Raw genomic sequence first — 235 nt, 5'->3', positions numbered from 1 at the left:
ACCTTGTGATTCTTCATCATGTCCTTCGACTTCAATGTCTCCACGACGATGACTTGATTCTCGTCAACGATCCGTCTCGACAGCTTGTGAAGGAAGTCCTTGCGTTGGTTCGCGATCTTTTCGTGTTTCTTGGCCAAAAGTAACTTGGCTTTTTCACGATTCTTGCTACCGATTTTCTTGCGTGACAAAGCGCGCTGCGCCTTCTTGACCTTCGCTTCGGACTTCCGGATGAGTC

Annotated in this window: 1 protein-coding gene; it reads right to left on the bottom strand. The window is 48.5% G+C overall.

Features of this window, described 5'->3' with window-relative positions; translation table 11 throughout:
* Window positions 1–235: transposase (locus tag BBB58_RS15495; protein ID WP_244150791.1), on the bottom strand; the 235-nt coding region annotated here is incomplete at both ends.

Origin of the sequence: Exiguobacterium profundum, from assembly GCF_001909285.1 — a bacterium.
GTDB lineage: Bacteria > Bacillota > Bacilli > Exiguobacteriales > Exiguobacteriaceae > Exiguobacterium > Exiguobacterium profundum.
This window is presented reverse-complemented; position numbering and strand designations above follow the sequence as displayed.